This is a genomic window from Actinoplanes sp. URMC 104, from assembly GCF_051386375.1.
Taxonomy (GTDB): Bacteria; Actinomycetota; Actinomycetes; order Mycobacteriales; family Micromonosporaceae; genus Actinoplanes.
On the sequence record NZ_JBPQTO010000002.1, the window covers coordinates 433,092 to 452,563 of the forward strand.

The 19,472-nt window shown below is 71.3% G+C and carries 15 protein-coding genes; 11 read left to right on the plus strand and 4 right to left on the minus strand.

Annotation, left to right across the window (positions count from 1 at the left end):
- Positions 1-580 precede the first annotated feature (580 nt).
- The gene (locus tag ACSNN8_RS02980; RefSeq protein WP_436646832.1) at positions 581-2,833 is read left to right on the plus strand and encodes an IPT/TIG domain-containing protein; all 2,253 of its coding nucleotides are present in this window, start codon (positions 581-583) and stop codon (positions 2,831-2,833) included.
- Between the two features lie 139 nt (positions 2,834-2,972).
- Here ACSNN8_RS02980 and ACSNN8_RS02985 read toward each other — a convergent pair whose 3' ends face one another.
- Positions 2,973-3,593 (minus strand): hypothetical protein, encoded by a 621-nt coding sequence (locus tag ACSNN8_RS02985; protein ID WP_436646833.1) that lies wholly within the window; start codon positions 3,591-3,593, stop codon positions 2,973-2,975.
- 739 nt (positions 3,594-4,332) lie between these two features.
- Here ACSNN8_RS02985 and ACSNN8_RS02990 point away from each other — a divergent pair.
- Both ACSNN8_RS02990 and ACSNN8_RS02995 read left to right on the plus strand, forming a co-directional pair.
- Positions 4,333-5,328, plus strand: coding sequence for an IPT/TIG domain-containing protein (locus ACSNN8_RS02990; RefSeq protein ID WP_436646834.1), 996 nt, complete (start codon positions 4,333-4,335; stop codon positions 5,326-5,328).
- Positions 5,329-5,525: 197 nt separating this feature from the next.
- Complete coding sequence (locus ACSNN8_RS02995; protein ID WP_436646835.1) at positions 5,526-7,328, plus strand: S8 family peptidase; 1,803 nt, start codon at positions 5,526-5,528, stop codon at positions 7,326-7,328.
- 22 nt (positions 7,329-7,350) lie between these two features.
- On the opposite strand, the gene ACSNN8_RS03000 is transcribed toward ACSNN8_RS02995, so the two are convergent.
- Positions 7,351-8,028, minus strand: coding sequence for a hypothetical protein (locus ACSNN8_RS03000; protein ID WP_436646836.1), 678 nt, complete (start codon positions 8,026-8,028; stop codon positions 7,351-7,353).
- 134 nt (positions 8,029-8,162) lie between these two features.
- Here ACSNN8_RS03000 and ACSNN8_RS03005 point away from each other — a divergent pair, with 134 nt between their 5' ends.
- The 5 genes from ACSNN8_RS03005 to ACSNN8_RS03025 are packed head-to-tail and all read left to right on the plus strand — an operon-like array spanning position 8,163 to position 13,483.
- On the plus strand, positions 8,163-9,845 hold the full coding sequence (locus ACSNN8_RS03005) for a S8 family serine peptidase (protein ID WP_436646837.1): 1,683 nt from the start codon (positions 8,163-8,165) through the stop codon (positions 9,843-9,845).
- 41 nt (positions 9,846-9,886) lie between these two features.
- Positions 9,887-10,486: a sulfite oxidase-like oxidoreductase gene (locus tag ACSNN8_RS03010; protein ID WP_436646838.1), complete on the plus strand. Its 600-nt coding sequence runs from the start codon at positions 9,887-9,889 to the stop codon at positions 10,484-10,486.
- On the plus strand, positions 10,456-11,214 hold the full coding sequence (locus tag ACSNN8_RS03015; protein WP_436646839.1) for a ferredoxin reductase: 759 nt from the start codon (positions 10,456-10,458) through the stop codon (positions 11,212-11,214). Before ACSNN8_RS03010 ends, ACSNN8_RS03015 begins: the two co-directional genes overlap by 31 nt.
- Complete coding sequence (locus tag ACSNN8_RS03020) at positions 11,211-11,477, plus strand: DUF6510 family protein (protein WP_436646840.1); 267 nt, start codon at positions 11,211-11,213, stop codon at positions 11,475-11,477. Before ACSNN8_RS03015 ends, ACSNN8_RS03020 begins: the two co-directional genes overlap by 4 nt.
- A gap of 2 nt (positions 11,478-11,479) precedes the next feature.
- Entirely contained in the window at positions 11,480-13,483 is a 2,004-nt protein-coding gene (locus tag ACSNN8_RS03025; protein WP_436646841.1) for a HelD family protein, read from the plus strand.
- Positions 13,484-13,711: 228 nt separating this feature from the next.
- On the opposite strand, the gene ACSNN8_RS03030 is transcribed toward ACSNN8_RS03025, so the two are convergent.
- A complete protein-coding gene (locus ACSNN8_RS03030) occupies positions 13,712-14,092 on the minus strand; it encodes a hypothetical protein (protein WP_436646842.1) in 381 nt (126 codons plus the stop codon).
- A gap of 204 nt (positions 14,093-14,296) precedes the next feature.
- Here ACSNN8_RS03030 and ACSNN8_RS03035 point away from each other — a divergent pair, with 204 nt between their 5' ends.
- From ACSNN8_RS03035 to ACSNN8_RS03045, 3 genes are all read left to right on the plus strand, one after another.
- Positions 14,297-15,097, plus strand: coding sequence for an SGNH/GDSL hydrolase family protein (locus tag ACSNN8_RS03035; protein WP_436646843.1), 801 nt, complete (start codon positions 14,297-14,299; stop codon positions 15,095-15,097).
- Between the two features lie 98 nt (positions 15,098-15,195).
- Positions 15,196-15,486, plus strand: a complete 291-nt coding sequence (locus ACSNN8_RS03040; protein WP_436646844.1) for a PLD nuclease N-terminal domain-containing protein — start codon at positions 15,196-15,198, stop codon at positions 15,484-15,486.
- 1,227 nt (positions 15,487-16,713) lie between these two features.
- Positions 16,714-18,852 (plus strand): carbohydrate-binding protein, encoded by a 2,139-nt coding sequence (locus ACSNN8_RS03045; RefSeq protein ID WP_436646845.1) that lies wholly within the window; start codon positions 16,714-16,716, stop codon positions 18,850-18,852.
- Here the strand turns inward: ACSNN8_RS03045 and ACSNN8_RS03050 are convergent.
- A complete protein-coding gene (locus ACSNN8_RS03050; RefSeq protein ID WP_436649387.1) occupies positions 18,845-19,450 on the minus strand; it encodes an HAD family hydrolase in 606 nt (201 codons plus the stop codon). The genes ACSNN8_RS03045 and ACSNN8_RS03050 overlap by 8 nt on opposite strands.
- Positions 19,451-19,472: the final 22 nt, after the last annotated feature.

The window sequence follows — 19,472 nt, forward strand, 5'->3', positions numbered from 1 at the left end:
CGGGCCGCGAACGCCGCTGATGGTCGAGCTCGCGGGCCAATCCCGGGGACGATGCGCTCCATCGGCTGCCGTCGACCACGTACGAGTCGCAGACGCGCAGCGCCGGGCACCGGTCCGGGAAGTCGACGGTGCGTGACGGCCGGCCCGTCCACCCCGCCGGCGACCTCGACCGCGCACCGCAATGCAGGATGCAGCCAGGCTTCCTTCGGATTGGGGGTCGAGAGGCTCCGTGCGCGGGCTGAGCGGCCCCTCCTGTAACGAACGGGCCAGGCGCGGACCGGCCATGCCGGCTCGTATGCGTGCCTCCTGCACCTCCTGCAGGATGCAGCTACTCCGTTCGACTCTGCGATTCCTCAACTCTGCGTAATCCGGCAGTCGCTTTTGGTTACGCTTCGGCGAGATGGCTGGCACCGAAGATCACACCGGCTGCACAGCCTCACCCAATCCAGAGACCGCGGGTCATGGCGACCCGCAGGAGGACACTCGCATGCGCATGTCCAGAACAGGTTCGAAGGTTCGGCTGGCGACGGCCGCCGGGCTGACAACCGGAGCGGTAGGTGCCGCTCTGCTCGTCGCGCCCATGGCGGCGTTTGCCGCCACCACCGTCACCCCGCCCGTCGTCGCGGTCGGCGGGGCGGTCACCATCGTCGACGACGCCTCGGTCTTCCCGAGCGGCATCGTCAGTGGTGGTACGCCCGGCGGTACTCCGGCGCGGGTGCAGGTGCTGCTCGGCGGCACCGCCACCGGCACGGTGACCACGTGTGCCGCGACGATGCCGGTCGCCGGCACGACGAATGTGGCGGCCACGACCGTCAACTCGAGCGCCTCGAACTCGTCGGTGACTTTCACGTCGCCGGGCACCGCGACCGCCGACACCAACGGCAAGGCGAAGCGGTACATCGCCTGTGTGTACGGGCCCACCGGCACCGACACCCGGATCGGCCCGGCCACCGGTTACCCGTACTACGTCGTCGGCAGCGTCCCGGTCGTCACCCCGCCCGGTGGCGTATCGGGTGGCGGGGGCAGCATCACCGTCAACTCGGCCAGCGCCGTGTTCACCGGAGCCACCAACGTCGGTGCGCTGTTCACCACCGACCAGTGCCCGCAGACCTACGGTTCCCCGGCCGCGGGAACCGGAGCGACGGCGACCAAGCTGTCCGACAACTCGGTCTCGCTGACCGTGCCATCCGGAGTCACCGCCTCCTCCACGGCGGTGCGTACCACCTCGTACAGCCTGTGCCTGTACAACAACAACACCTCTGCCGGGACTCTGGTCACCGCCGCTTCCTACCTGGCCAGCCCGCTCACCCTGAGCCAGGGTGCCGGGTCGTACGCCGGCGGTAACGCCCTGAACATCAACTCGTCGACCGCCTTCCTGGCCGGCATCGACACGCCGGGCGTCTCGTTCTCCAACGTCGCGTGCCCGGCGAAGTACAACGCACCGGATGCGTCGCCCGACAACCTCGTGTTCGTCAACTCCAACAACGTGCGCAAGGTGGGCACGACCAACACCCGGCTCGCGGTGACCGTCCCGCAGCTGCTGGCGAGCGCGCCGGCCAGCGCCGCCACCTGGTACGTGTGCGTCTACAACGGCACGGCCAACGCCTCGTCGGACCTGATCGGTTCCTCCGCCTACGGTGTCACCACCGTGCAGACCGCCACCGCGATCTCCCCGAGGGCCGGTTCTGCCCTCGGCGGCGCCCGCATCGTGGTCGCCGGTACCGCGTTCCCGACCACTCAGGGTGCCATCTCGGCGACGCTGGGCGGCACCCCGCTGCTCGACATCAAGCCGCTGACCTCGACCGCGTTCGAGGCGACCACCCCGGCGCACACCCCGGCGAACAACGTCGCCCTGGTCGTGACCACTGCCGCGGGCTCCACCACGCTGCCCAGCGCGTACTCGTTCACCGCCGCGCTCAACGTCACCCCGAACACCGCGCCGAACACCCGTACGATCGACGTGATCGTCAACGGCATCGGGTTCCAGAGCGCCAGCTTCAACCAGGGTGGCGCGGTCACCGGTTCGCACTTCTACCTCGTCGACGGCGTGTACTCCGGCAACGAGGGAACAGCGTCCAGCGGCACCCGGGCCAACGCCCCCGTCGCTGACTGCAGCAACGTGCTCGTCATGACCGACACCGAGGCCCTGTGCACCCTGGACCTGCGCCAGCGGCTCAACGCCGCCGGCACCACGGCGCTGGCCCCGGCCGCGCCGGGCACCGGCATCGCCGCCGCCAACGGCCTGGCCACCGCGACCAGCACCACCGTCGCTGCCGTGCAGGGCAGCCGGATCCTGCGGGCCGCCGCCACCGCGTTCACCAACGACATGATCGGTCTGGTGCTGTTCGAGCAGGTGCCGGACAAGCTGCCGGTCGGCACGACGATCACCGGCGTGCTCAGCCCGACGCTCGCGGTCATCTCCGCGAACGCGGTCGGCAGCGGCAACCTCACGGCCGCGCTGCTCCCGCCGGCGGCCAAGCAGGTCACGATCACCAGCACGAACGGCAGTGCGAACATCACCGGCCCGGCCGGCACGTTCGCCTCCACCGACGACGACGCCTTCATCGTCGGTCCGGGTATCGCACCCGGCGCCACGATCGACTCCTACACCAGCCCGACCGCGGTGACCCTGTCGGGTAACGCGACCACCGGTAACGGTGCGGGCACCGGTACCGCGTTCATCATCCCGGCTTCGGCGAAGGTGCCGGTCCCCGAGGGCGCGTACAACATGACGTTCGTGTCCAACGGTGCGCTGAACGCGGTCAGCAGCGACCCGAACTACGTGCAGTCGCAGGTCTCGTCCGGCTCGACGTTCACCGTGTCGGCGTTCTGATCACCGGACCACCCGGAACCCTGTCGTTCCGGAGTACCGAGAAGTTACCGCGGCCCGGAGCATCCCTGCTCCGGGCCGCGGCCTGTCCGGCGCCGTTCTGCCGGTCCGGGCCGAGGCGCCGACCAGCGGACTCCCAGGCTCAGCCGAGCTTGCTCCACTGCTTGTTGACGGTCTCGACAGTGTCGTGCCGCGACGGCTTGCCGTGCACGTCGGCGGTAAGCACTACGACACTGCGCTGGGCGGCGGTGCGCCAGCACACCAGCAGGTTCTTCCGCACCGCCGGCTTCTCCTCGTTGGCGAACTTGAACCGCTGGGAACAGCTCACCGGCCCGACCGGGATGACGTCGCCGGCGACCGAAGCCAGTTCCCGCTGACCGGTGAGGTCCCCGCGGGCGGTGACGATCCGCATGGTGGTACCCGACTTCGCCGACCCGACAACGGTGACCTTGGCGTTGGCGGCGGCTTCTGACATAGCCGACGGAACATTTTTCGGCTCGACCGGGTGCATCAATTTCGCCCCGTGCTTTGCAGCCAGACTGCGGGCGGCTGCGACGCGCTCTTTTGCGCTCTTCGGCAGCGGCGGATCGCTGACCTTCGGGACGACCGAGCCGGCCGGGGCTGGTTCGCGGGTGCCCTCAGCCGAGGGCTTGCGGGTGGCCGTGGGGCCGCTCGTGGCGGGCCCGGCTGGTGACGGGGCGATGTTCGAGCCGGCGCTGGAGACGTCGGCGGAGCCGCCGTGCCCGCCGAGCGCGTTGCTCACGGCGTACGCCCCAACGCCCAGCACCGCGGTGACGGCGACCACACCGACTGCGGTTCGGGCGCGGCGCCGCCCGCCGGAGGTGTCCTCCTGCCGAGCCGGACGGGTGGCGCCGGCCTGCCCCGTTGGGCCTGAATCGGATACACCGTCGGACATGCTGACTCCTTCGCGAAATCTGCGGGTTTCGGTTCCCCATCGTGGCAAAGCAGTTGTCCGGCAGGCCGTGAACCAGGAAACTCTCAGCTCCCGAGTACCCCCTTCTCGAGACTGCCGGTCCGGGTCGACGCGTTCGTTCATGCCGCCGCACCGACGGTTCTGACGTCATTGGTCCCTCGTTCCGTGACGATGTCGCCTGCGCCCGAGTGACCCGCCAGGAGAAAGCATCGGAATCCGCATTACGCACACTCCGGGCGTACCGCGACGCTAGCCTTCTGACGACATCTGTTCCGTGCACGGCCGGAACATGACCAGCGGAGGACCTGCGATGCGTACGTCTCGCCGGAGGCTCGGCCGAGCCGGCTCGATCACTACCGCCCTCTCGTCTCTCCTGCTCGCGGGGACGGCCATGCCGGCCGGCGCCGCGCCCCTGGTCATGACACTCAGCAGCGCCGGCGGGCCCAGCGGAGGCGGAAACTCGATCTCGGCGACGGTCAGTGGAGCCAACGCCAGTCCATTTCCAGCAGGCAGCACCCCAACCGTCCAGTTCCAGTACGTCGGCACGGGTGCGACAAGCTGCGGCCCGATGGCCAAGGCCAATGCCCCGATCGCCGCGACGGGCACGACAACCACAGCCGGTGTGCTGACCGTCAATCCCGATGATGTCAAGTGGATCGCGGCAAACAAGATTGCTTTCCGGGTGCCGAACTCGCCCTATCCGGCGGAAGTCGCGAGCAAGCCGAGCGAGGTCAACCCGAACGGACTGGTGCTCGCCGGAACACAAACCACCGCTCGGTGGAATGTCTGTGTCTACGACAACCCGTCCACGACGAGCAGCACTCTGCTGGCTACTGCTGCCTATACGCTCGCCGTCCGACCCAAAATCACCGCGATTATTCCGGCCAGCAGTCCGGCCTCGGGTGGCCAGCTGATCACGGTTACCGGCACGGGTTTCGGAGCCGGCACCACAGCGTCGATCGGCGGCGCCGCTCTCACTGGCGTCAAAGTCGCGCCGAATGGCGCCAGTTTCACCGGGATCACACCGTCCCGTACGGCGGCCTCCAACCTGACCATGACCGTCAACACCCCGGGCGGTCCGGTCCTGAGTTCCGATCCGGACAACAATGGTCGCGAGCAGGACGACGTCGACGCGACGCCCGACGAGCCGATCTACTTCACCTATCGCAACGGCGTCACGGTCTCCCCGAACACCGCCACCGCGGGTTCGAAGGTCGATGTGTCGATCAAGGGCGTCGGTTTCCAGTCGCTGACGTTCAAGGAAACAGCCGCCTCGACCGATGCCACGGCCCACGTCTTCCTCGTCAAGGACGCGTACAACCAGCTCACCAACCGGGGCGTCCAGGAGTGCAAGAGGGTCATGGTCGTCAGCAACACGGAGCTGATCTGCACCTTCGACCTCCTGGGTGCGCGGCTCAACCCGGACGGCACACCGGCCGACGGGCCGGTAGCGGAGGGCACGTACACGGTGACCGTGGTGGCCAACGGCGCCACCGACGCCGGCGATCTCGCCGCTCCGACGGTTCTCAGTAGCGGCGCTACCTTCACGGTCGGCCCCTTCTGATTCAACGTCGCCGTAGCGGGGGTCTTGCTTTGGCTGCCCTGCGTCCCTGTTGGTGCGATGCGGCAGCGGCAAACCCCGTACCCGCGGCCAAGCTGTTCTGCCGGCCGGGACCCGCAACGCAGCTGCACCGCTGAGAAGTCTGGCGGAAGCCGGACCACGGCCGATTCCTCTCCCTGACCACCAAGGGGAGGACGACCATGAAGAAGCACCTGCGCCGCTATGCGGTGGGCGCGCTTGCGATCGGTGCGGTTGCCGGAGGGGCTGCGATCGCCCTGCCCGCCAACGTCACGGCCGCGACGGAGTGGCAGCCGGCCACCTACAACCTCGCCGAGAGTGCCGACCAGCTGCTGCCGGCCACGGTTTCGGCAAAAGCTCCCGTACGGGTGGTCACCACCAGCCTCGACGCCGACGGCAAGCCGGTCATCAAGGTCACCACGGCTACGACCAAGGCGAAGGCCGCCTCCGCCGTCAAGGCGGGGCAGACGGCGGACAACGCGGTCGGTGTGGAGATCGACGCGATCGCCACGGCGACAGAGGTGCCGGCCGGAACCGACGCCTACCGCAGTCAGCAGTGGGACTTCAGCAAGATCAGCGTCAGCGCGGCATGGCCGAAGTCGACCGGCGCGGGCGTCGTCGTGGCTGTTCTGGACACCGGGGTTGACGCCAAGCACCCGGACCTGGCCGCCAACCTGGTCAGCGGGTACGACGCCGTCGCCGACACCGCGGGGGTCGCCACCGACGGGAACGGGCACGGTACGCACGTGGCCGGCACCATCGCGGCGGCCACGGGGAACGGCGTGGGGGTCAGCGGCATCGCGCCGGACACGAAGATCATGCCGGTGCGGGTGCTGGGGGCCGACGGGTCGGGCTACATGTCCGACACCGCCGAGGGGATCATCTGGGCGGCCGACCACGGCGCGAACGTCATCAACATGTCGCTGGGGTCCGGTTCCAAGGTCACGGCGGTCTCCAACGCCATCTCGTACGCGCGCAGCAAGGGTGTCGTGGTGGTTGCGGCGGCCGGCAACGAGCGCGCCCAGGGCAGCCCGACCAGCTACCCGGCCGCGGACGCCGGCGTGATCGGGGTGGCCGCCACCGACTCGTCGGACAAGGTTGCCGGCTACTCGAACGCGGGCAGCTACGTCGACGTGGCCGCCCCGGGGTCGGGCATCCTCAGCACCTACCCGACGGCCCTGGGCGGCAAGACCGGCTACGCCACGATGAGCGGCACCTCGATGGCGTCGCCGCACGTGGCTGCGGTCGCCGCGCTGCTCAAGGCGTACAACCGGAACCTCACCCCGGACCAGGTGGAGTCGGCCCTGGAAAGCTCGGCCGTCGACCTGGGCACGGCCGGCCGCGACAACGACTTCGGGTACGGCCGCATCGACGCCGTCGCCGCGCTGGGCGCCGTGCAGACGGGCAGCCCGTCCCCGGCGGCGAGCAAGACCACGAGCGCCGTGCCGTCACCGAGCGCGAGCACGACGACCAGCCCCACTGCGAGCCCGGCGCCCAGCAGGACCACCACGAGCCCGACCCCGACGCCCAGCAAGACCACCACGAGCCCGACCCCGACGCCCAGCAAGACCACGATCAGCCCCACGCCCACCCCGATCCCTACGAGGACCACGGCGGCACCCAAGGTCACCCCGACGGTCACGGTCACCGCGTCGTCGACCTCGATCGTCAGCGGCAGCGCGGCGCTGATCAGCTACACGGTCACCGCGGGTAACGCTCCGTGGGCGAACAAGCCCGTGCAGGTCGGTCTGAACGCCACCGGCTCGTCGAAGATCTCCTACACCGGCGCCACCACCGACGCGTACGGAAGGGTCGCCTTCTCGGTGACGGCGACCGGCAACTTCCAGATCCGCCTGGTCGTGCCGGCGACGACGACCTCCGACGCCGTGACGTCGACGGTCACCTCGGTCACGGTCCGGCCGGCGGCCACCGCCCGCAAGACGACGGCCAAGCCGAGCAGCCTCAAGGTCAAGAAGATCCGCTGATCCGTACGGGCGGAGGGAGCGGCTACGGGCTTCGGCTCAGCCGCTCCCACTCCCGTTCGAGCGCCGCCACGCTCTCCCCCGCCGACGGCCGCCCCTTGGCCGCGACGGCGACGGTCACCACGCTGCGCGACGGCGACGTGCGCCAGCAGACGAGCATCGAGGGCACCGCCTTCGGGGGCTGGCCGGGGGCGCTACGGAGCGTCTTGGTGCAGCGGGCCCGGCCCATCACCCATCCGTCGTCGCCGACGACCGCGAGCTCGGGCTGGCCGGTGAGGTCGAACCGCGCCGACGTCACCCGGATCGTCGCCTGCCGGGTGGTCTCGCTGTGCCGCTTGACCAGCGCCGCGGCCACGACGCCCGGTGAGGCGGATGCCGACGTGGAGGGGGACGGCGAGGGCGTCGGTGTCGGGCTGGTCTCCTGCCGGGCGGCCGATCGCAGCAACCGTCCGGGCACGGGCGTGACGGCCCGTGACCGCGCGCCGGACACGGAGGGCGACGGCGACAGCAGGGCGGGCGGCCCCAGGGCGTACGGCTCCCGGGTCGAGGTGGTCCGCGCGAGGTCGACGAGCTGGGACTGCGCCACGAACGCCCCCGCGCCGGCGATCGCGGCCAAGCCGGCCAGGCCCACCCCGAGCTGCTTGCGGCGCTGGTTGCGGCGCTCCCGCATCACCGAGCGGTAGACCCCGTTCTCCTCGGACACGCCACCATGCTGCCACTCAAGGCGGACAAACATCATGAAAACGGCTTCAACTCATCCGCACCCGATCGCTCCTCGTCCGGGCACCCGACGGTTCCGAACTGCCAGACCGTAAGCCAACGGGGAGGCAGGTCAGCATGAAGAAGGTCTACGCAGGGCTCACGGTCGTGGCGGCCGGTGTGATCGCCGTCGTCGTACCCGACGCCCAGCCGGCGTGGCAGCCGGTCACGCGCGGTCTGACCGCGGCACCGGAACGCGTGCTCCCCGCCGTGATCTCCAAGACCCGTCCCGTACGCGTCGTCAGCACCGCGATCGACGCCACCGGCCGCCCCGTCGTGTCCGTCGGCACCGCCACCGGCCGGGACGCCGCCACCGCGCTGGTCGCCCGGGGGCAGCGCGCGCCCGGCGCCGTCAGCGTGGAGGTCGACGCGCGCGTGACCGTGGCCGCGGCCGACCCGCTGCTGCCCGCGCAGTGGGACCTGGCCCGCATCCGCGTGGACGGGGCGTGGACGCGCTCGACCGGCGCCGGCGTCACGGTCGCGGTCGTCGACAGCGGCGTGGACGCGGCCCACTCCGACCTCGCCGGGCAGGTACTGCCGGGCGCCGACTTCATCACCGGCACCGAGGGCACCGCCGTCGACCCGCACGGGCACGGCACCCACGTGGCCGGCACCATCGCCGCGCTCACCGCCAACGGCACGGGCGTCGCCGGGGTGGCGCCGAACGCCCGCATCCTGCCGGTGCGGGTGCTGGGCGCCGACGGCTCCGGCTACATGTCGGACGTGGCCAACGGCATCGCGTACGCCGCCGACCACGGCGCCGACGTGATCAACATGTCGATCAGCTCGACCACGCAGGTCGCGGCGGTGAGCAACGCCGTCGCGTACGCCCGCAGCAAGGGTGTCGTGGTGGTCGCCGCCGCCGGGAACGCGCGCGCCCAGGGCAGCCCGGTCAGCTACCCGGCCGCCGACCCCGGGGTCGTCGCGGTCGCCGCCACCACCTCGGCCGACACCGTGGCCGGCTTCTCGACCCGCGGCGGGTACGTCGACCTGTCCGCGCCGGGCACCGACATCCTCAGCACCTACCCGGGCGAGCGCTACGTCCGGATGAACGGCACCTCGATGGCCGCCCCGCACGTCGCCGCCGTGGCCGCGCTGCTCAAGGGCGCCGACCGCGCGCTCACGCCCGACCAGGTCGAGCAGGCGCTCACCTCGTCGGCCGTCGACCTGGGCGCCCCGGGCCGCGACGACGACTTCGGCGCGGGCCGTCTCGACGCCGCCGCCGCGCTGGCCACCGTCCCGCAGCCCGCCCCGCCCGCTCCCGCTCCGACCACCCCGGCACCCACCACCCCGGCGCCCATCACGCCGTCCGCCACCACGCCTGCCCCGTCCGCCACCACGCCGTCCCCGTCCGACAGCCCCGTCCCGTCCGACAGCCCGACCCCGTCCAACGGCCCGGTCCCCTCGGACAGCCCGACCCCGTCCAACGGCCCGGTCCCCTCGGACAGCCCGGCCGCCCCGGCGCCGGCCACGCCCGTCACCCCGACGCCGACCGTCTCCGCATCCCCGACCCGGCCCACGCCCGCGCCGGCTCCCGCCGAGCTGATCGTCCGCCTGGTCCGCCCCGGCGCCGGCAAGCTCACCGTCGTCGTTCTGGGCGTGGAGGGCGTACCGGTCGAGGTGCAGCAGTGGAACGGCCTGGAGTGGCAGACCGTCCGCACCTACCCCGCCACCAGGATCGCCCGCTTCACCGATCTGACCCCCGGGCTGGAGCACCGGGTGGTGGTGGCCGGCACCACAAGCGACGCGATCCGGCTCTGAGTGCTGTCGGATGAAATGATCATGCGGTTTACTCAACAGCCATGGGCATCATTTCCCGAGGGTTCGGCGGCCGGCGGCGTGAGTCGGTGCCCGGCCTGCCGCCCGGCCAGTATCTGACACACGACTTCCCGGTGCTCTCCGCCGGGCCGACCCCGCGCATCCCGCTCGATCGCTGGCGCTTCACCATCACCACGGAGACCGGCGAGAAGACGAGCTGGAACTGGACCGAGTTCCAGGCGCTGCCGGCCGAGGACGTCACGGTCGACATCCACTGCGTCACGAAGTGGTCCAAGCTGGGCACGACGTGGCGCGGCGTCTCGCTGGACACCCTGATGGAGAACGTGGAGTCGGCCGCCGACTACACGATGGTGCACAGCTTCGGCGGCTACACCACCAACGTGCCGATGGAGGACCTGCTCGACGGCAAGGCGTGGGTGGCGTACAAGTTCGACGGGGAGGATCTCGAGCCGGAGCACGGCGGACCGGCCCGTCTGCTGATCCCGCACCTGTATTTCTGGAAATCGGCGAAGTGGGTCAACGGCCTGCAGCTGTTGCCCGAGGACGAGCCCGGCTTCTGGGAGGCCGCCGGCTACCACATGTACGGAGACCCATGGCTCGAGCAGCGGTACCAGGGAGACTGACCTGGCGGGCGGCGACGCTCGCCGAGGCGCGGCAGGAGACGCCGTCGGCGCGGACGCTCGTGCTCGACGTTCCGGACTGGCCGGGGCACCTGCCCGGCCAGCACGTCGACGTGCGGCTGACCGCGGAGGACGGCTACCGGGCGCAGCGCAGCTATTCGATCGCCTCGGCCTGGCACGAGGACGACCCGCGCCGGGTGGAGCTGACCGTCCAGCGGCTCGACGACGGCGAGGTGTCGCCCTATCTGACCGACGTGGTCCAGGTGGGCGAGCAGATCGAGCTGCGCGGGCCGGTCGGTGGCTGGTTCGTGTGGCGTGAGAAGCAGCCCGCGCCGGTGCTGCTGATCGCCGGCGGCTCCGGGCTGGTGCCGCTGATGGCGATGGTCCGCGCCCGGGCGGTGGCGGGCGCCCGGCAGCCGTTCCGGCTGATCTACTCGGTGCGTACGCCGGAAGACGTTCTGTACGCCGGGGAGCTGCGCAGGCGCGTACGCGACGACGCGGGCCTCGACGTGCACTACGTCTACACCCGCAAGACGCCCGACGGCTGGCCGGCACCGCCGCAGAGGATCGACGTGGCGACGCTCAACACGTACGGTTGGCCGCCGGACTTCGCGCCGGACTGCTACGTCTGCGGTCCCACGACGTTCGTCGAGACCGCCGCGGACATCCTCGTCGCGCTCGGCCACGACCCGCGCCGGATCCGCACCGAACGCTTCGGGGGTACGTCGTGACCGAGAAGCTCGACGGCAACGCCATCGCGGGCGACCTGCGCGAGATCTTCGCGGTCGACGTGACCGCGGCCCGGTTCCTGTGCGCGGGCTGCAGCCACGCGGACGCGGTGGCCACGCTGCTGGTGTGGACGCAGTCGCCGGGGCTGGTGGCGCGCTGCCCCAACTGCGAGGACGTGGTGATCCGGGTGGTGCGGGCGCCGGACCGGGTCTACCTCGACCTGCGGGGCAGCGTACGCCTCGAAGTGCCGCTCGAGGACGGCTGACCTTGTCCGCCGCCGGCGCGCTCGACGAGGACCGGGAGGCCCCCGGGCCACCGGACGATCCGCTGCTGGCCGAGCTCGCCCGCGCCACCACCGAGGCCGGCCCGGATTTCGTCGCGACCATCCGGGCCGGGCAGGACGACCTCATCCGTACGCCTCCCGGAAGTGTGCTGGTCATCCAGGGCGGCCCGGGCACCGGCAAGACCGACACCGCGCTGCGCCGGGTCGCGCGGCTGCTGGCCGGGCCCGGCTGCGAGCTGACCCCGGGCGAGGTGCTCGTGGTCGGCCCGTCCGCCGCGTTCGCCCGGCACACCCGTGCGCTGCTCGACGCGTGGGGCCACGAGGGCGTCACGCACACCGGCGTCGACGACCTGCTGCCCAAGGCCGCCACCGGCCGGCCCGAGGCGCCGCACGTCACCCGGCTCAAGGGCGAGGCCCGGATGGCGGGGCTGCTCGAGCGGGCGATCGGCAAGCGCCGCGAGCGGCAGAGCGTGCTGCCGGCGGTGGTCACCGTACGCGGGCGGCCGGTGCGCCTCGATCCCGCCACGGTCCGGCGGGTGATCACCACGGCCGAGGCGAGCGAGGCCACCCCCGGCGACCGTCGGCGGCTGCTGCGCGCGGCGCTGGTGGCCGGCACGCAGGACCCGCGGCTGATCCTGGACGCCGCCGACCTGCTCGCCGACCGGCTGTGGCCCGAGTTCGACGCGGCCACGTTCCTGACCGAGCTGTTCGGCTCGCGGGCGCTGCTGGCCGAGGCGGCGGGCGGCGAGTTCACCGACCGCGAGATCGGCGCGCTCTATCGGGCCGCCGACGCCGACCCGCCGTTCAGCGACGCCGACCTGCCGCTGCTCGACGAGGCCGCGCACCTGGCGGGCGAGGAGCCGCAGACGTACGGCCATGTGGTCGTCGACGAGGCGCAGGACTACTCCCCCATGCAGCTGCGCGCGATCTCGCGCCGCTCGGCGAACGGCTCGCTGACCGTGGTCGGCGACATGGCGCAGTCCACCGGCCCGTGGGCGCGCGACGACTGGCACGACGTGCTCGCGCACCTGCCGTCGCGGCTGCCGCACGAGCACCGCGAGCTGCGCTTCGGCTACCGCGTGCCGCGGCAGATCTTCGAGCTGGCCGCCGAGCTGCTGCCGACCGCCGCGCCCAGCGTGCAGCCGCCGACGACCGTACGGGACGGCCCGTCCGACCCCGTGATCGCGCCCGTCGGTCCCGCCGACCGCGCCGCCGTCGTGGTCGCCGCGGCCGCCGGCCATGCCGCCGAGGGTCGTTCGGTGGCCATCGTCAGCCCCGCCGCCTGCCACGACGAGATCGCCGCGCTGCTGCGAGCCGAGGACCTTCCCTGGCGTACGTCCCTCGACGACCAGCCCGGCCACGCGATCACCTTGCTGACCCCCCACGAGGCCAAGGGCCTGGAGTTCGACGCCGCCGTCGTGGTCGAGCCCGGCCTCATCGTCGACGAAGACCCCCGCGGCCACCGGCTGCTTTACATCGCCCTGACCCGCGCCACCGCTCACCTGCACCTCGTCGGCGCCCTCGAGGACCTGCCCGCCGCAGCCTCCCCCGCGGCTCCGGCACAGCCGTCCCCGGCCGCAACCTCCCCCGACGCGGCTCCGGCACAGCCGTCCCCCGCCCCGACTTCCCAGACGTCCCCAGCCTTCGCCGCCGTCTCCCCCGCCCCGGCCTCACAGACATCCCCGATCCCGGCGGCCACCTCCCCCGCCCCGGCCTCACAGACGTCGCCGATCCCGGCCGCCGTCTCTCCCGCCGCGGCCTCACAGACGTCCCCGGCTCCAGCCGCCGTCGCCGCAGCCTCCCCTGCCGCGGCGCCCGCCGAACCCGAGTCGCCGTCGCCGTCGCCCGAGGTGCCCCTCGACCCGGCCGTACGGGAGCAGATCGACGCGGTCGCCCACGCCCTGGCCGAGACCATGCTCGTACTGACCCCCGACCTCTGGCCCGCCGCGCTGGACCGGCTGATAGAGCTGATCAGCCCGGACAGCTGACAGTCCAGGTACTCAGCCCGACAACTCCCAGACCGACATATCGGCCCAGCCCGGGCCCCTCAGCCCCGACACCGGCTCAACCCGGACATCGTCAGCCGGGCACACCACCAACCTGCCCTCCTCAGCGTCGACCCCCTCAACGCGGACACCTCCAACCCGACATCGAGCCGGCTCGGACGTCCTCGGCCCAGCACCCCGAGCCGGATCCTCGGCGCGCGAAGTCAAGTCTCAGCCGCGGAAGCCGCTCCTCAACCGCTGCGCCAGCGAGACCGGCGCGGGTGGTCGGCTTCCGGCGGGTCGAGCGCGCGACGGCACCGACCGGCCCACCGGGCGGTCGTAGTCGGCGGTCGCGATCGCCTCGACGATCTGGCCGTCGCCGAAGTTCTCCGACTCGGCGATCGAGGGCACGAACCCGACCAGGATGCCGTTGCGCATGATCTGCGCCTCGAGGCCCGCCGTGCCGTCGTTGTCCCAGATGGCTTCCCGGCCGTCGGGCAGCACGACGCGGATGCCGTACTGCGTGATGCCGGCCTGCGGCAGTTTCACATGGGCGAAGACATTGCGCGCCCGCAGGGTTTCGACGATCCGACGTGCCCGTTCCTCTTCCATGCGCAGAATTTAGTACCGCGCCCTGAGGGCATCCTGAGGATCGCCTGTGGTGCTCGTGTGAATGCCGACCCGTCGGCACATCGATGAACGTTACTCCCCAGTAATGGGAATGTCACCGTGTTTCTTTTCTCGCGACCCCGGCTTAGCGTGCGTTCACCGGAGCGCTCCGGCTTCCTCTCCCTTCACGGACCGGAGGCCACCGGCATGGGCAGGCGTCTCACCCTCCTCGGCTGTCTTGTCACCTCGACCCTGATCTCGCTCGGCACGGCCGCGCCCGCCATCGCGGCGCCCGACCCCGCCACCACCGACTACGTCGCGCTCGGCGACTCCTATTCCTCGGGAGTCGGCGCGCCCGGCCAGAGCCTGTTCTGCCTGCGCAGCCCTCAGGGCTATCCGGGCCAGTGGGCGGCACGCAACAAGCCCAAGTCGTTCACCGACCTCAGTTGCGGCGGCGCCGAGACCGGCGACGTGCGCAACCTGCAGGTCCCGTTCCTGTCCCGGGGCGCCGACCTGATCAGCATCACGATCGGCGGCAACGACGCCGGCTTCGCCTCCACGGTGCTGGGCTGCCAGGTCGGCACCGACGCGGCCTGCGCCCAGACGGTCGCCGACGCCCGCGCCGACATCACGACCACGCTGCCCGCCGCGCTCGACGCCACGTACGCGGCCATCAAACGAAAGGCGCCCAACGCGAAGGTCGTCGTGCTCGGCTATCCGCGGTTGTTCGACACCTCGTCGGCCTCCTGCGGCCTCACCGGCATGAGCCTGGCCAAGCGCCGCACCCTCAACGAGGGCGCCGACGTGCTCAACGACGTGATCGCCGCCCGGGCCTCCGCCGCCGGTTTCGTCTTCTCCGACGTACGGGACGAGTTCGCCGGCCACGGCATCTGCTCGTCCAGCCCGTACCTGAACGGCCTGACCGTCACGCCGCCGCAGAACTCCTTCCACCCCAACCTCAACGGCTACACCAACGGCTACCTGCCCGCCCTGGTCAGCGCCCTGTAGCCCGGCCGGGTGGCGCTCGAACCCCTCGGTCGAGCGCCACCCGATCGCACCCGTCCGGGACCGCCCGATCGAGGCCCGAACCGGGATCGTCCTACGGCATGGCCCGCGTCTTCGCCCTCCTGCTGCTGATCGACCTCGCGCTGGTGATCCTCGCCCTGGTCGACTGCCTCCGCGCCGACGAGAACGCGATCCGCACCGCGCCCTGGGTCGCGTGGATGTTCGCCATCCTGCTGGTCTCCCCGTTCGGCGCGATCGCGTGGTTCGTCCGGGGCCGCCCGGTCACCGAGGTCCCGCTGCGCCCGCGGCCGGTCTTCGTGGCCCCCGACGACAATCCCGAGTTCCTCGAGAGCTTGGCCGCCACGATCCGCCGCGAGCACGACGACGACTGACCAAAAATGCCGCCGCGGACAACCGCGTACAGCTACCACGCACGACCGTGTACCGAGAGCGGACGGCCGATCATCCGCTCGGCGCACAACCGCGAACAGCCCGGCGAGCACCGGCCCGGTGGCGGCGTCGGGCGTGGGCGGCGGCGTGCTGGTGCCGGTCGACCGTGCACAATCGCGTAACCGGTCTTCGCGCCCAGGCGAGCCTCACCGTGGCGGCGCACCACTGGGCAGCCAACCCTGCGCACGAACACGCATGATCGCGCTCGACGCACAGCCGCGTGGGCGCCTCTGTCACCCAGTCGCGTCGCCGTGCCCTGTGGACAACCGATTCCGCCCCGCACGCTGACGGTTGGCATACATGCATCCTGTGGACAATCCGTCCGGACCGCTCTCGAAACGCGTAAGGTCCGCCCACGTCCCTTGGGTGGGCGGGGGAGGCGGTGGCTAGGCGGCGCATGGCGATTGGCGGCGTCCGGCAACGGATGACGGGCAGCCGACAGCGGACGGCAGCACGCGACGGGCAGGGGCAACGGACGATGGCGGCGTCGAGCAACGGATGACGGGCAGCAGACAGCGGACGGCAGCACACGACGGGCGGCAGGGGCAACGGACGGACGGCGGCGTCGAGCAACGGATGACGGGCAGCCGACAGCGGACGGCAACACACGACGGGCGGCAGGGGCAACGGACGGACGGCGGCGTCGAGCAACGGATGACGGGCAGCCGACAGCGGACGGCAACACACGACGGGCGGCAGGGGCAACGGACGGACGGCGGGCGGTCGAGGGCAGGCGGTTGACGCGCGGCCGGCAGAGGGACGGACGGCAGCGGCCGGCAAAGGGACGGACGGCAGCAGGCCGGCGGACAGCAGCCGACCGGCAGACGGGCTACGGACGGCAGGCGCCCGGCAGGTGGCCTGTGGACGGCAGCCAACAGCAGCGAAGGCCGGAAACCGAGCGGCCGACATCAGCGACCGGGCAACCCTGGGCGGCCGGGGACGGCGGGCGACAGGTGGGGCACCGGACGACGGGTAACGGGCGCGGAGCGACGGGCGCGGAGCGACGGGCGAGGCGCAACGGGCAGCATCGAGCCCGATGGAGACGCGGTTACGGCGGTGTTGCGGGTTAGTTAAAGACGTTAATAAACTGCCGGACGTCTATCTCTCCTGGAGGTTCGGTGAAGCGATCGATAACCGCCGCCCTAGCGGTAGCATCGACGGCCGTCACAATGCTGGCGGGTCAGCCGGCGACGGCCGGTGGCTCGAAAGCGCTCGTCACGGCCACATACTCGACCGGCGCGGCGACCGCCTGGGCTCCCCTGCCGTCGACGCGCGTCGGGGAAGGCAAGGGCAAGGCGGTCGATGCGACGGTCGTCGTGGATCCGGCGGCGACCAGGCAGCGCTACGGCGGCATCGGGTTCTCGATCGACGAGACCAGCGTCTCCAACCTGTGGAAGCTCACGCCTGCGGAACGGGACAGGGCGGTCAAGCTGCTGGTCGACCCGGTGAGCGGGGCGGGGTTCGACCGGTTCCGGCTCACGATCGGCAGCCCGGACCTCATCGAGCACCTGCCGTTCTGGTCGTACGACGAGCTTCCGCCGGGTGTCACGGAGGACTTCGACCTGAAGTACTTCTCGATCCGGCGCGACCTCGACCTGCACCTGATCGACGCCGTCAAGCTGATCCAGAAGCACAACCCGAGGGCCACGTTCTTCGCCTCGGCGTGGAGCGCGCCGGCCTGGATGAAGACCAACAACCGCTTCACGGGTGAGGTCGCGCTCAAGCCGGGCAGCACCACGGAGCACTACCAGGTGGGCAAGCTGCGTGACGACTGTATCGACGTGTTCGCGCGCTACTACGTCAAGTACGTCCAGTCGATGCGTCGACACGGCATCAACGTGGACGCGCTGACTCTGCTCAACGAGCCGGGCATGGACGTCGTCTATCCGGCCATGGACATCAGCGTCGAGCAGCAGCAGAAACTGGCCGTCGCCATCAAGCGGGAACTGCGGAAGGCACGTATCGGCACGCAGCTCTACGTGCACGACTTCAACTTCTGGGACTGGCGCGACCCGAACAGCACCACGACCAAGAACTACTACCGGATCATGAATGATCCCGCGGCGCGCCGAGCAGCCGACGCGATCGCGTTCCACCCGTACTGGGGTGACCCGTCGGTCATGCGCGACGCCTACGAACAGTACGGCAAGCCGGTGCACCTGACCGAGACCAGCGACCTCAACCCCGCGACGGTGCTCGGCTACTTCCGGCTGGACGCGAGCAGCTACACGCTGTGGGCGCAGACCACCGACCAGACCGGCGGCACGCTGCACTGGACGGACAAGCGCGACAACGACGTGGACTGGGAGGAGGTCGGCCGCACCACCAAGTGGCCCGACCGCCTGGTGAAGGTCGACACCGAGACCCGGACCTTCTCCGTACGCGATGAGCTCTACCCGCTGGGCCAGTTCGCCCGCTACCTGTCCCCTTCGGACGTACGGGTCGAGTCGAGCGCCGCGGACGCCGGCGTGAGCAACGTCGTGTACCGCGACGGCGACCGGTTCACCGCGATCCTGGCCAACGGCACCACAGCGGCCAAGAGCGTCCGCATCCGGCTGGGCGCCGAGTCGTTCGTCGTCAGCGTGCCCGCGGGCGCCTACGCGACGTACCGCTGGAAGGCGGATCCGCCGCGCCGCGACCACGCACCGGTGTTGCGCGCCGTGCCCCCGCTGACCGTCGACCAGTACGCGACGACCACGTTCCGCCTGTCGGCCACCGACCGGGACCGCGACCGGCTCGCCTACTACGCCACCGACCTGCCCGCCGGCGTGTCCCTCGACGCGTCGACCGGCGTGGTCACGCTCAACCCGGCGACGCCGGGCCTGCAGCAGCTCACGTTCTTCGTGACCGACGGCGCGTCACGCGACTCGGTGACCGTGGCGGTGAACGTCACGCCGCGGGGCGCGCCGATCGGCGTCCGGGTCGAGGCGGAGTCGTACGCGGCGCAGAACGGCTGGACCGAGGGCGGCGCGAACTTCGTCGAGAGCAACGCGGGCGCCAGCGGCGGCCGGAACGTCGGCTGGACCGCCGCCGGCAACTGGCTGAGCTACCGCGTCGACGTGGCGCGGGCGGGCACGTACGACCTGGAACTGCGCGTCGCCAACGGCACGGGCGCGGTGGCGGCGGACGCCATCTCGGTCCGCGACGCGGCCGGCGCGAAGCTGGCGACCGTGTCGGTGCCCGACACCGGCGGCTGGGCGGCCTACCGGTCGGTGCACGTGCCGGTGACACTGGCCGCGGGCGACCAGCTGGTCACGGTGTTCTGCGAGACCGGCGGCTTCAACCTGGACTATCTGACGCTCAGCTAGTCGCGGCCGGGTGCCGCTGCCACGGCGGCGGCACCCGGACGGCCGCCATGCCCGCCGCGGCGGCCGACTGCATGCCGAAGTCGGTGTCCTCGAACACCAGGCACCTCCGCGGCGCGACGTTCAGCAGCTTCGCGGCGGTCAGGAAGCACTCCGGGTCGGGCTTGCCGTTGAGGTAGTCGCCGGCGCAGACCATCACCTCGAACCGGTCGAGCAGGCCGAGCGCCGTCAGCGACGCGGTGACCGACTCGCGGCTGCTCCCGGAGACGACGGCGAACGGCACCTTCCCGTACGCGTCGTCGATGTGTTCGAGAACCTCGGGCACCGCGCCGACCGTGGGCAGCAGCTCCCGGAAGATCTGCTCGCGGCGCGCGTCGACGACGCCGACCGGCATCGCGAGGCCCTGCTGGGCGTTGAGGTCGGCGATCACCGAGGCGGGCGTGCGGCCGCCCCACGCGTAGAACAGCTCCTCGCCGAAGTCGGCGCCCCACTCCTGCAGGGCGAGCTGCCAGGCCCGGTAGTGGATCGGCATGGAGTCGGCGATCGTGCCGTCGCAGTCGAACAGGTACGCGTCGAACTCGCCCTCGGGCAGCGGCAGCATCACGAGCTCAACGATAGAGGGA